Below are 12,664 nucleotides of genomic sequence, written 5' to 3'. Positions count from 1 at the left end.
GGCGGACCCATGGCCGGCCCCACCAAGCGGGCAGCCTGAGATAAATGCAGGCGACAACTCCTTTGACAAACACCGGGACGGTCGTCGGCTTCCTTGCCTCGACCGCACTGGTCGTTTCGGTCCTGCTACCGAGCCCGCAGCCGTCGGAGCCCCGCGGTGTCTACGATCGCTTCACCCGTGGCATCCGCATCTACCTCGCCACGCCACGGCTGCGCGGGCTCCTGGCGTTGAACCTCGCCGCGGCGGCGGGTGGAGCGATGGTGCTCGTGAACACCGTCGTTCTGGTGCGGGGCGATCTGAGCCTCGACGAGAGCGCGCTCGCCTGGACACTCGGGGCCTTCGGCCGGATCGATGCTCGCCGCGCTCGCCTTGCCGCGCCTCCTGGACCGCACGTCGGACCGGCCGATGATGATTGCCGGGGCGGGCGTGCTGACGGGCGTCCTCCTCCTCTTGGCAGCGATCGTCGCGACGGCCGGGCTTTCACTGCTGGTCCTCCTCGCAGCGTGGCTCGTAGCCGGGATCGGCTATTCCGCCGTGCTGACCCCCTCGGGCCGTCTCCTGCGCCGCTCGGCGCATCCCGAGGATCGCCCGGCCGTCTTCGCCGCGCAGTTCGCCCTGTCCCATGCGTGCTGGCTCGTGACCTATCCGCTGGCCGGGGTGCTGATGACCTTTGCGGGGGCATCCACCACGATGATCTGCCTCGGGCTCCTCTGCCCGTTCGGGATCGGCATCACCCTGCGTGTCTGGCCCGCGGGCGATCCGGTGGTCCTCGAACATCGCCATGACGACCTGCCGCTCGACCATCCGCACCTTGCCGGCCGACGGACGCACGCTCATGCCTACGTCATCGACGATCGCCACAGAGTCTGGGTCTGACCCAAGGGCTGTCTGAATGGATAGACCGACCTTCGAAGCGTGTCGAACTGAAAACACGATCGATAGTGTCAAGGTACGAATGGCCCTGACGCCGCGACCAATTGCTCAGGCCGCTGCGTCTACATCGATTTTCATGCCCGGGCGTCGGTAGTGGGTCAGTTTGAAATTGGCGTATAGCTTAGACGAGGATCGTCAGATTGATTCCGGCATCAAGCAGCATGTTGCGCTTTTGATAGAGGCGGGCGTTGAGGCATTCGAATCCTGCGAGGGCGGACCTGGGCATGCCTATCCGGAACCGACAGTCAGGTTTTTCGGTGATCGCAGCGAGGGGTTCCGTGCCCTCGCTGCCGCCCTTCGCGCCGGTTTGCTGGTGGTAGACCTTCGACGGGTCTGTCCGGTTGTAGAAGGTGAGCCGGCAGGGCCTTGGTGGGAACTAGTATTTCGGCCTAGCTGAGCCGGGAACACTCTTGGCAGAGAGGCTTTCCGCCAGTGCCTTGGCGGATGTTCTCTTTCTCAATATTGTTGCCAGTGTTGCAGTTGGTATTGTTGTGATAAATGTTCTGCTTGACCGAGTGCCAAGGGTCTTTCTTCGCCATGGTAGCCTCCCGCTATTAATGTGAGAGGTCATGGTTGGCGTAAAAGGTGTTTCGGTCAATCTGCTTTCTGATGCTTCTTGTACGGCCCACGCTTCTTTGGGGCAGCATCTTCGACCGTCTCGACCAAGGCGACAATATCCTCAACGTCCCACAGGCGGTCCGTCACGCCAGCGGCCATCGCAGGCGTCATGCGCAGCGTCTTGTGAGTGCGGCAGAAGTTGTAGTGCATAAAGTGCAGGGCGACCGCGTCGGCGTGGTTTTCGGCCTTCTTTGTGAAGGCGTTGGTCAGGCGTGTAAAGCGGCGCATCCCCATCCGCATCGTGAGGTTCTGGCGCTCGACATGCGACGTGCCGACCTGATCCATGTCGGCCTTGCCGAAGATCGCTTCCTTGTACGCGCCGGTGCATTCGGCAGGAGAATACTTGCGCTCGTGGCCTTTTGTGCCGGTTGGGTCGCCATACTGCTTGATCAGCATGGCGTAGTCGATGTCACCGGAGAAAGCGTCCGTGACGGCTTTGAGGTAAGCGCCGTGACTGTCCGTGGTCAGCTGGATGCGACCAGCGACACGCGATGCCAGATCAAACATGAACTCCCGCGCTGTCGCCTGCGAACGGTCGCCTACGGTATAGGAGATCATCAACTTGCTATCCCGGTCCATCGCGGTCCACGTCCAGATGTCACCAGCGTCAGTCGGCGCGGCCTTCGCGCCTGCAACGTTGCGCTCCTTGGCGTAGCAGAAGGCCCAGATTTCGTCGGCCTGGACATGCTTGGCTTCGATGTTCTTCACGTTGGCATTGTGGTAACCAACGCAGGCTTTGCCAGCATCCTCTAGCAGCTTCGTGACGGTATTCTTCGACACGTCCGCGATGCGCGCGGTGGAGCGGATGGAGTTACCCTCTACCAGCAGGCGGAGGATCAAGGTGCGGGCTTTGGTGTCGAGCTTGTTCATGAGCTAAGACTCATTTCATAGTGATACTTAGTCAAGCAAGAATTACCAGTTTGACAGCGGTGAGGGCCTTATTTAACAGTCTAGCAGCGATATTGGAGCGGATGATGGATTTACCACTAGGCACCGCAAGCGGCTTCCTGAACCCAAACACGATGTCAGATGACGACTGGTTTGCCCTGCGTCTCGATTGTGAGCAGGTTTTCACGCCTGGAACTCCCATCAAGCAAAGTGAGCTATTTGCAGGTCGCTTGGCACAAATACAGAAGTTAACGCAAAGAATACGCTCTCCAGGAAGCCACGCGATAGTTTATGGAGAAAGAGGTGTTGGGAAATCTTCTTTAGTGAATGTATTTAAGTTTATAGCAGATCAAAATGCTGCCAGAATACAATACGTCCGAGTAGGAGGTATGGCTGATGACACCTATACGTCTTTGTTTTTTAAAGTGTTCAAAAGAATATCAGCACAATCATCGGACGGAAACAGAAGGCGGATTGCTGACTACTACATTAATAAGAGTATTACGTCAGATGACGTTCTTCTCGAATTTCAAGAGTTTCCGGGGTCAGTTACCCCAATTATCATTATTGACGAGTTCGACAAAATTTCCAGCAGGTCTGTGAAAGAAGAAGTTGCGGAAACTATTAAACTAGTTAGCGACGAGGGAGCGAACGTAACATTTTTTGTAGTTGGAATTGCGGATACTGTTGCTGACTTAATTGAGGGCCATGAATCTATTGGTAGGGCTGTAGCCCAAGTAGAAATGCCAAGAATGAGCGATCAGGAGATTATAGAAGTTCTTCACCCTAGGATGAAGAACCTTGGGATAAAGATTACAGAGGATGCCCTGTGGGACTGTGTATTTTTATCAAAAGGTTTGCCATTCTACGCCCATTTGCTAGGCCTGCACGCATGTCAAACTGCGTGCGATAGGCATAAGGTTTTGGTAGATTCGTCCGTAATCGCTGAAGCTAGATCGAGGGCAATAGGCGAAAGTAACAGCACAATTCGAACAAATTTTGAGGATGCTATTCACTCAGAAAGACGCGAAAACATATTTTTTCCCGTGCTTTTAGCTTGTGCGCTCGCTCGAAAAGACGTCAGCGGTAGATTTTTGGCAAAAGACGTCGCTACTGTCCTGTCTGATATTTTAGGTCAAGATTATGGGGTGCCTGCATTCTCATATCACCTTGACCAATTTGCAACCTATGAGAGGGGCAGGATGCTTGAGAAACTTGGTACAGCCAGACAATTCAGATTTAGGTTTCGAGAAGCTCTCACAGAGCCGTATATAATCCTAAAAGGAAAGGAGAACGGAATGCTTACAGGAGAAATTGAAAAGAAATATGGCCCTACTCGTCAGGCTGATCTATTTTCCACCTAGCTGCCGCGCCTTTCTTAGCAATCTCTTCGCGAGCCTTTCTTGAAAGGGTCTTAGCTCTCGCCTTTCCGCCCTTCAAACCGCCCTTGCGCTGTCCTGAAGTGTCAGGCTTATGTACGGGCTCTTCTCCTGTCGCCACGTCCACGATGAACTTGGCAAGCTGGTTGGCGTCGCGGGGGTGTTTGGGTCTATCTGTCATGCATTCAAGGTAAGGCCTCGCGCCGGACCACGCAAACCCTCGCGCGAGGCGGTCAGAGCTTTCTGATTTCAAACTGACCCAGTACCGACGCCCGAGTTTCTTAGTTCAGTAGACGCTGACCAGTTCCGCCGGCTTCATCGACGGCAAGACAATCACGTCGGCACCGTGAACAGCGCGGGCATGAAGGTCGATGACGTCATGGTTGAGCATGCGGATGCAACCCTGCGACACGGCCCGACCGAGTTCCTCGGGTTCGGCGCTGCCATGAATGCGGTAGAGCGTGTCGAGGCCGTTCTGGAACAGGTAGAGCGCCCGGGCGCCCATCGGGTTGTCCGGCCCGGGATCCATGCCGCCATTCGCGACAGAATAGGGTTCGAGCTGCGGCTGTCGTTCGATCATGCTGGCGGGGACCTTCCACCGTGGCCAGTGCCGGCAGAACTGCAAGCGGGCCGTCCCTTCCCATGCAAAGCCCTCTGCGCCGACACTGACGCCGTAGCGTATGGCGGTTGCCGGACCTTCGACGAAATGGAGCACGGCATCGTCGGGATCGACGACGATGGTCCCGCGCACATGGTCGGGCCAGGGATTTGCGACCTCGCGACGCCAATAGGCGGGCGTGAGAACGCCTTCCGGCACGGCGGGGACTGCAAACGGCTCGTCGGTGATTGGACCGTAGAAGACCGGGAGCGGCGGTAGGGGGGGCTCCGCGGCACGTGCGACCGGACGGGAAGCGGATGGCGGGGTGCGCGTACAGGCGGCGAGGCCTGCCGCGCCGCTGGATGCAACGAAGCTGCGTCGGGTGATCATGGGATGTCCTTGATTGTCTGAAAAGGAGATGGCGCCGGAAACGCCGGCTCGGTTCAGACCCGACGGGGTGGGCCCTGCGGCGGCGGGCGGATCAGTCCGGCCGGCAACCGGACGTCATAGGCCTGCGCACGCCTTGCCTCGAGTCGCGGGAAGACCAAAGTCCGCTGCCCTGACAGGATGCTGTCGGGGCTACAGGATGGCCCCGGCATCACCCCCGTTCGGCATCGTCGTGATGGGAGTTCGACTCCGGAGACATCAGGATTGTCCGGACCGGCAAGGGCCTGAAATTCTGTCTCGGCACCATACGCCGCATCGCCCAGCCGTGCGACCACGCCCCAGGGAAGAGCGAGGACGATCGTCAGCGCGAGGAAGATATGGCGCAAAGAAGCCATGGGCGGAGGATCCGCGACGGAACCTCGGAAGTCCATGGCTTGCCTCCTCTCGCCGAGCGACTTTCCGGCAGAACCGCATTGACGGTGTCGCCGGAAGCTTTCCCGGCTCCCTCTCAGAACCAGACGCGAAGGCCCGCCACGGCCGATAACGTGCCACGATCCGCCCCATCCGGAAGCATGTCGGCGGTCTCACCAACGGTCTCGGTCCATGAAGCCCCAACATACGGGGCGAATTCGCGCCGAATCTCGTAGCGCATCCGAAGCCCGACTTCGTAGCTCGTAATGCCGGCGCCGAGGCCGAGCGTGTCCACATCCTGCGCCTGCGCCGCGATTTCGAAACGCGGTTGCAAAACCAGACGCTGGGTCAGGAACTCATCGTACTCGACCTCGAAATCGCCTGACACGTCGCCATCCTCGCTGACATAGAGATTGGCCTCGATGCCAGTCCAGTACGCGTTGAGGCCCTCCACGCCGAGGACGGCGTAGGTCAGTTCGGGCTCCGGCTTGAAGTCGTGCCGCAGACCGGCCTGCAGGTTCCAGTACGGCGTGATCGCGCGGTTGTAGAGCACTTGTAGTTCGGCGGCTTCGAGGCTCCCGTCAAAGGCGCCTTCACCCTCCAGCTCGAACCAGAGACGGTTGTAATCCCCGCCGACGAAGCCGAAGCCGTCGAAGAGATAGCCGGGCTCCCCTTCGCCGGACCGCCACTCCAGGCGATCGAAGATCGCGAAGCGAATGATCGGATTATCGTGGATCGGATCGCCCGGCACGTCGATATTACCCGTCGCCAGATCGAGGCGTGTCACCGGGCCCGTGGGGTCACGCACGTCCGCAATGGAGCGGGGAACATCGACGGACGTGGCATCCTGCGCGTGAACGATGCCCGGCGCAATCCATAGGAGGGATACGGCCAAGGCTTGAGCGGAACGGTTCATCGGCTCGCGAACTCCTTGTGGGCGACGTTGACGACCCGGAACATGCCGGAGTGAAAGTGGTAGAGCATGTGGCAGTGGAACGCCCAGTCGCCCATCTCCACGGGCGTGATCAGGACCGACAGCTTCTGGCCTGGCTTGACGAAGACGGTGTGCTGGCGTGGTCGCTTCGATTGTCCGTTCTCGAGTTCCATCCACATCCCGTGCAGGTGGATCGGATGCGCCATCATCGACTGGTTGAACATGTGAAGGCGCAATCGTTCGCCCAGGTAGAACTGAATCTTGTCGGCGTCCGAGAATTTCTTTCCGTCGAACGAGAAGATGTAGCGCGTCATGTTGGTGGTCATGTTGATCCACAATTCGCGCTCGACCGGAGGTGAAGGCAGCCGCCTGTAGGAGCGGAGCTGGTTCTCGGTCAGGACACGCCACCCATCGTCGCCGAGCCCGACACCCGGATCGGCCATGCGATCCTGCGGCTTCATCGTGCGCATTGCCACGTTGACGTCGTTGCCTTTCGGCATGTTCGGTGCGGGGTCCCGCATCATGCCGCCTGACGGTGCGAGCGAGTCGTCCATCATGCCCATCCCGGTCTCCTCCAGACTGCGCAACGGTCGCTTACGCTGCGCGGGAAGCGGACCTTCCATGCCGGGGCGAGGCGCCAGCGTGATCCGGGCGAAGCCGCTGCGATCGAGCGTCTCCGCGTAGACGGTATAGGCCCGGTCCTCGCGCGGTTGGACGATGAAGTCGTAGGTCTTGGCGACGCCGATCCGGAACTCGTCGGTCTCGACGGGTTCGATGTACTGACCGTCGGACTGGATCATGGTCATCGGCAGACCGGGAACGCGGACGTCGTAATGCGTCATCGCCGAGGCATTGATGACGCGCAGTCTGACACGCTCGCCTGGATTGAAGAGCGCTGTCCAGTTCGCCGCTGCGTCGACGCCGTTCGCGGTGAAGATGTATCCCTTGTCGGTGACGTTCAGGAGGTCGGTAGGCGTCATGCCCATCTCGGCCCAGGCCAGCCTGTCGCGCATCGTCTCGAGCGCCCCGCGGGTCTGCAGGTCCTTCGCGAAGTCGCCAAGGGTCATCTTCTGGTAGTTGTAGTACCCGGACCCCATCTTCTTCAGCCGGTTGTAGATGAAGTCGGCGCTGATTCGTGGCAGATCCGCCAGGATCATCACCACGTCGCGGTCGTAACTATAGGGCTCGCGACCGTCGGCCGGGTCGATGACGATCGCGCCGTAGACGCCCTCCTGTTCCTGAAAGCCCGAATGGCTGTGATACCAGTACGTGCCATGCTGCTTGACTCGGAAACGGTAGGTGAAGGTCGATTCCGGATCGATGCCCGGGAAATTCACCCCCGGGACGCCGTCCATCTCGAACGGCACGAGAAAGCCGTGCCAATGCGTCGAGGTCGAGTCCGACAGGGTGTTCGTCACGTTCAGGGTGACGTCGTCGCCTTCACGCAGATGGATGAGCGGGCCCGGGATCGACCCGTTGTAGGTCAGGCGGTCCCGCGTGACGCCGCCAATGGTCAGGCGCTTGCGGCCGATCACGAGATCGTAGCGCGACCGGGGGCCCGGGCTGTCCATGACGGCGGCGTTGGCGCTCGACATGACCGGGCGGAACATCGAAGACGGCGCGCAGCCAGCGGTCAACCCGAGAGCGCCCGTGGCGGAGAACGATTTGATCAGGGTTCGTCGGTTCATCATCTTGCGTGTCTTTCCGGTACGGTCAGGGCTCGGTTCAGGATTGGAGAATGCCTGGAGAAGGCCATCGGTCGGACGACGCCGCGCCCTTGGTCGGATCGTTCGCAAACTTCCAGCGCTGTAGGGAAAGAGGCCGTACGATCGCGTACGTCGCTCGCGCGACCTCTTGCCAGTAGCCCGTTGGCCTTTCGTCAGAAACTCCCGGACCGGGCACGAGGGGAATTGACCCCGGTCCGGGAACAGGGATCCGCGGGCGAGCCTCGGATCCATGACGATGCCCCGAGGAGCATCGATGCTAGTTCTTCAGATCGACCACTGTGAGCTTGCCTTCGACGCGGTCGGCCACGAACTCGATGTCGTCGCCCTCCGACATCCGGGCGAGCGTCTCTTCATCCGCGCGAAAGACCATGGTCATGGCCGGCATGCCGAGATTCGCGAGTTCCTCATGAATGATGGTGACCTTGCCGGCCTCGGCATCGATCGCCTTGACGCTGCCCTTGGTGTAGGCGGCGTCTTGCGCGAGCAAGGTGGTCGGGGCACCCGCAAAGGCGAGGGTAGCCGCAGTGGCGGCCGAGAGGATGAGCGTCTTCATGTGTAAGGTTCCTTGAAAGAAGAGGCGTCGGGTTTACGGCCGCTCAGTTGACGACGAGGGGGCCGTGCATGCCGCTTTCGTAGTGGCCGGGGATCAGGCAGGCATATTCGAAGGTGCCGTCGTCGGCGAAGGTCCAGACGATCTCGCCGCTTTCGCCGGGTTCGAGGCGCAACGCGTTCGGATCGTCGTGCTCCATCTCCGGAAACCGCTCCATCATCTCCTTATGCTCCGCGATCTCCTCCATCGTATCGAGGACGAACTCGTGCTCGAGCATGCCGGTATTGGTGATCACGAAGCGGACCGTCTCGCCCGCCTCGAAGGACAGGTCGCGTGGCTCGAACAGCATCTCGGCGTCCTCGGTCTCGACCATCGAGACCTCGACGGTACGGTCCACCTGCGACGGATCTCCGGGCTGGCCGATCGCCATCTCGCCATCGTGGCCCCCGTCGTGATTGCCGGCGGCATGAAGCGGCGCGGACAGCGCGACGAGTGCGGCGGTCAGGATCGTTAATCTGGTCATGAAGCTTTCTCCTTGCGGTTGGGTTCGTCAGTCGTTTCGGTCGACCGTCAGTCGACCGAGCATTCCGGCGCCGTAGTGGCCCGGGATCAGGCAGGCGTAGGCGAACGACCCTTCGTCCGCGAACGTCCAGATCAGGGTTCCGGCCTTGCCGGGATCGAGGCGGGCGGCGAAGGCCGCGTCGTGATCCATGTCGGACACGCCGCGCATGACCGCGAGGTGATCCGCGATCTCTCCCGGCGTGCCCATGACGAATTCATGGGGCATGGAGCCGTCGTTCCGCAGGACGATGCGAAGGGTTTCGCCCTCTTGGACGGCGATGTCGCCGGGATCGAAGGCCATCGTGCCGTCGGGCGCGTCGCGCATCGACACCGTGATCGTCCGATCCACCGCGCCGGCGTCGCTCGGATAGCCGATCGCCTCCGCATCGGCATGCTTGCCGTTGTGAAAGCGCGTGGCGGAGGCCGGAGCAGCGAGGGCGGCGATCAGGGCGGCCAGCGTGAATGTCCGCGTCATCTCAGGACTTTTCCGCTGCACGGTTGCCGGGGGTGAGCTGACGACTGAGCGGGGCAGGTTCGGTGTAGCGCGTGACGGCATCGGCGACCTGCGCGGGTTCGGGCACGTCGCCCGTCCATTCGGCCACCGTGGTTTCCGGCGGACTGTCGTACCAGCCGGGATCGCTGTAATCGTTCGCGGCGATCCTTTCGCGGACCTTCACCACCGAGAACATGCCGCCCATCTCGATGGGGCCGTACTTGCCCCAGCCGTTCATCATCGGGGCCGTGTTGTCGGGGATGGGCATCTCCATCATGCCCATGTCGGCCATGCCGGCCGTGCCCATCGGCATGTATTCCGGCTGCAGCCTGCGGATCTTCTCGGCCACGCGGGTCTTGTTCGCGCCGATGAAGGTCGGAATCTCGTGGCCCATGGCGTTCATCGTATGGTGCGACTTGTGGCAGTGGATCGCCCAGTCGCCCAGGTGATCGGCCCGGAAGTCGAAGGCCCGCATCGCGCCGACCGGAATGTCGATCGACACTTCGGGCCAGGCCGCTTCGGGCGGAACCCATCCTCCGTCGGTGCACGACACCTTGAAGTCGTAGCCGTGCATGTGGATCGGGTGGTTCGTCATCGTCAGGTTGCCGACGCGCACCCGCACGTCGTCGCCCCGGCTCACCACGAGCGGATCGATGCCGGGAAAGACCCGGGAGTTCCAGGTCCACAGATTGAAGTCCGTCATCTCCATCACGCGCGGGACGTAGGTGCCCGGATCGATGTCGAAGGCGTTCAGCATGATCAGGAAGTCGCGGTCGACGCGACGGAAGGAGGGGTCCTTCGGATGCACGATGAACATGCCCATCATGCCCATGGCCATCTGGGTCATCTCGTCGGCATGGGGGTGGTACATGAAGGTACCGGACTTCACGAGGTCGAACTCGTAGGCGAAGGTCTTGCCGGTCGGGATGCCGGGCCCGCTCAGGCCGTGGACCCCGTCCATGCCCGATGGGATGATGAGGCCGTGCCAATGCACCGTCGTGGGCTCGGGCAGGCGGTTGGTCACGAAGATGCGCACCCGGTCGCCCTCGACGGCCTCGATCGTCGGTCCGATCGAGGTGCCGTTGTAGCCCCAGAGATGGGCCACCGTGCCTTCGGTCAGCTCGCGCTCGACCGGTTCGGCCACAAGGTGGAACTCCTTGACGCCGTCCTTCACGCGCCAGGGCAGCGTCCAGCCGTTGAGCGTAACGACAGGGTTGTAGTCCGGCCCCGTATGCGGGGCGAGTGGTGCCTCCGTCCCCGACGCGGAGGTCAGTGCGGCTTCGGGAAGACTTCGGTTCGAGGTCTGCGACCAGGCCTGCGTCGAGACCATGGCCGCGCCGGCGGCTCCGGCCATCCCGGTTCCCAAAAGTTGACGTCGGTTCATCATCGGTCGATCCCTTCTTTGGTTGGCTTGGGTCAATGTCCGGCTCCGCCTTCGCCGGCGAGGTCGACGCCGGCTCCACCCTCGCCCGCGGCAGCGCCCCCGGCGCCGCCGTAGATCGCGGCGTCGAGCCCGGCCGCGGCGAGCCAGAAGCGCTGCTTGGCTCCCGCGGCATCGAGCTGGCTGCCAAGGCCCGCCCGGATGTCGATCAGCAGCTCGAACGTGCTGGTAATCATCCCGTTGTTCGCGAGCAGGGATTCCTCGTCGATGATCTGGCGCAACGGCAGCACGACGTCGCGGTACTGACGGGCGATCTCGTAGCTGCCGCGATACTGGGTCTCGGCATCGCGCGCCTCGGAGCGCACGGCCACCGCGGCCTCGGCCAGCACGTTCGCGGCTTGCAGGTAGGTCAGCTCGGCCGTGCGCAGCCGGGCGCGGCCGCTGTCGAAGATCGGGATGGCGAATTCGACCTCGACCTGCGGCGTCAATCCCTGCTCGATCTCGCCGTCGCCCTCGTCGACCGGTTCCCGCTCCAGCTCCACGCCCGAGATCACCTCGAGGTCGGTCAGCGTCCGCGTCGCGTCGGTCAGTCCGTAGGCCCGCGCCGTCGCGGCGAGACCCAGCCGCGCCACGGCGAGGTCGACCCGGTTGCGAAGCGCCGTGGCCTCGATCCCGGACGTCGAGCGCAGACCGCCCGGCAAGGCCGGCAGAGCGTCGGGGACATAGTAGTCCACCTCGCTGCCCCAGAGCCCCATGAGCCGGGTCAGGTTCTCCTTTGCCGCGGTCGCCGCAAGACGGGCTTCCGCCGTCTGCGCCGCCAGCTCGGCGTCGAAGACCTGTTCCCGGGCCTGCGCCGCACGGTTGAGCGCGCCCGTCCGACCCAGTTCGAGGGCCAGTTCCGAGGAGGCATCCGCAGCTTGCGCGGCTCGGGAGAGGAGCGCGACCGTCTCGAACGCCGCGACGGCGTCGATCCAGGCCGTGCGAGTGGCGTGGGCAAGCGACAGCGTGTCGACCACCGCCTGCATCTGCGCGCGCTGGAACCCGGCCTGTGCCACCGCGACGCGCCGCCGGCGTGTCGGCGCGTCGAGAAGGTTCACGGCAACGAGGGACTCGATCGCCCGGAACGCGCCGACCTCCGGCGCGCCGATGCCGAGGACGCCCAGGGCGACCACCGGGTTCTCCGGCGTCGCCTGTTGCCAGACCTCGGCCGCCGACAGGCCGATCTCGGCATAGGATGCCTGCAGGCCGCGATTGTTCAGAAGCGCGACCTGCACCGCCGTATCGGCCGAGATCGTCCTCTGATGCGTCAAGGCGTGAACCTCTTCCGCGACCTGCTGCGCCTGCGACGCGCTCTGCAGCCAGACCGAACGGCGCCCCGTGGTGGCCTGCGTCCGGTCGGCGACGAGTCGGAAGCCCGCATCGGGCGCGGTGATCCCGGGCGGCAGCGTCGAGGCGCATGCTCCGAGCGCGAGCGGCAGCAAAAGAGCCGTCCTTTTTAATGCGGCGCTCATTGCGGTTCCTGCGCGCGGTTCAGGTCCCGCCAGTCGGACGGTTCGACGACCGGACGGGCCGTGTAATTGCGAATGGGGCTGGCATATCCGGTCCGTCGTGGTGTGACGGCCTCGGCAGCGGGCTTCGTGAGGTAGGTCACATCCGGCAACGCCGTGGCACCGCCACAGGAGGCCAGCGCCAGGGGAAGGGCCCCGGCCAGGTAGAATCTCGATGTCATCAAAAGTCCTGCTCGTCTCGAGCCGGCACCCTCGGACGGGCGCCATCAATCCGAAGTCAGGCCCGCATGCGGGCC

At 62.3% G+C, this 12,664-nt stretch carries 10 protein-coding genes and 2 pseudogenes; 2 read left to right on the top strand and 10 right to left on the bottom strand.

The window, feature by feature from the left end:
- Positions 1 to 74 precede the first annotated feature (74 nt).
- A pseudogene (locus Q1A87_RS18220) lies at positions 75 to 876 on the top strand (MFS transporter); the annotation flags it as partial.
- A gap of 446 nt (positions 877 to 1,322) precedes the next feature.
- Here the strand turns inward: Q1A87_RS18220 and Q1A87_RS18215 are convergent.
- Positions 1,323 to 1,472, bottom strand: a complete 150-nt coding sequence (locus Q1A87_RS18215; protein WP_299654612.1) for a hypothetical protein — start codon at positions 1,470 to 1,472, stop codon at positions 1,323 to 1,325.
- 55 nt (positions 1,473 to 1,527) lie between these two features.
- Complete coding sequence (locus tag Q1A87_RS18210; RefSeq protein ID WP_299654609.1) at positions 1,528 to 2,421, bottom strand: IS1 family transposase; 894 nt, start codon at positions 2,419 to 2,421, stop codon at positions 1,528 to 1,530.
- 104 nt (positions 2,422 to 2,525) lie between these two features.
- Between Q1A87_RS18210 and Q1A87_RS18205 the strand changes: the two genes are divergently transcribed.
- On the top strand, positions 2,526 to 3,803 hold the full coding sequence (locus tag Q1A87_RS18205) for an AAA family ATPase (protein WP_299654606.1): 1,278 nt from the start codon (positions 2,526 to 2,528) through the stop codon (positions 3,801 to 3,803).
- A 301-nt stretch (positions 3,804 to 4,104) separates the two neighbouring features.
- Here the strand turns inward: Q1A87_RS18205 and Q1A87_RS18200 are convergent, their stop codons facing one another.
- From Q1A87_RS18200 to Q1A87_RS18165, 8 genes and pseudogenes are all read right to left on the bottom strand, one after another.
- Positions 4,105 to 4,806 carry a L,D-transpeptidase gene (locus Q1A87_RS18200; protein WP_299654603.1) on the bottom strand — a complete coding sequence of 234 codons (702 nt, stop codon included), beginning with the start codon at positions 4,804 to 4,806 and terminating at the stop codon, positions 4,105 to 4,107.
- 505 nt (positions 4,807 to 5,311) lie between these two features.
- On the bottom strand, positions 5,312 to 5,965 hold the full coding sequence (locus Q1A87_RS18195) for a copper resistance protein B (RefSeq protein WP_299654600.1): 654 nt from the start codon (positions 5,963 to 5,965) through the stop codon (positions 5,312 to 5,314).
- A gap of 161 nt (positions 5,966 to 6,126) precedes the next feature.
- Complete coding sequence (locus Q1A87_RS18190) at positions 6,127 to 7,758, bottom strand: multicopper oxidase domain-containing protein (protein ID WP_299654597.1); 1,632 nt, start codon at positions 7,756 to 7,758, stop codon at positions 6,127 to 6,129.
- A 373-nt stretch (positions 7,759 to 8,131) separates the two neighbouring features.
- Positions 8,132 to 8,948: pseudogene (locus Q1A87_RS18185) on the bottom strand (copper-binding protein).
- Between the two features lie 27 nt (positions 8,949 to 8,975).
- Positions 8,976 to 9,461, bottom strand: coding sequence for a plastocyanin/azurin family copper-binding protein (locus tag Q1A87_RS18180; protein WP_299654594.1), 486 nt, complete (start codon positions 9,459 to 9,461; stop codon positions 8,976 to 8,978).
- Position 9,462: 1 nt separating this feature from the next.
- The gene (locus tag Q1A87_RS18175) at positions 9,463 to 10,866 is read right to left on the bottom strand and encodes a copper oxidase (RefSeq protein ID WP_299654591.1); all 1,404 of its coding nucleotides are present in this window, start codon (positions 10,864 to 10,866) and stop codon (positions 9,463 to 9,465) included.
- 29 nt (positions 10,867 to 10,895) lie between these two features.
- Entirely contained in the window at positions 10,896 to 12,371 is a 1,476-nt protein-coding gene (locus Q1A87_RS18170; RefSeq protein ID WP_299654588.1) for a TolC family protein, read from the bottom strand.
- A complete protein-coding gene (locus Q1A87_RS18165; protein ID WP_299654585.1) occupies positions 12,368 to 12,589 on the bottom strand; it encodes a hypothetical protein in 222 nt (73 codons plus the stop codon). Before Q1A87_RS18165 ends, Q1A87_RS18170 begins: the two co-directional genes overlap by 4 nt.
- Positions 12,590 to 12,664: the final 75 nt, after the last annotated feature.

The sequence above is a fragment of the uncultured Jannaschia sp. genome, from assembly GCF_947494055.1.
Taxonomy (GTDB): Bacteria; Pseudomonadota; Alphaproteobacteria; order Rhodobacterales; family Rhodobacteraceae; genus Jannaschia.
This window is presented reverse-complemented; position numbering and strand designations above follow the sequence as displayed.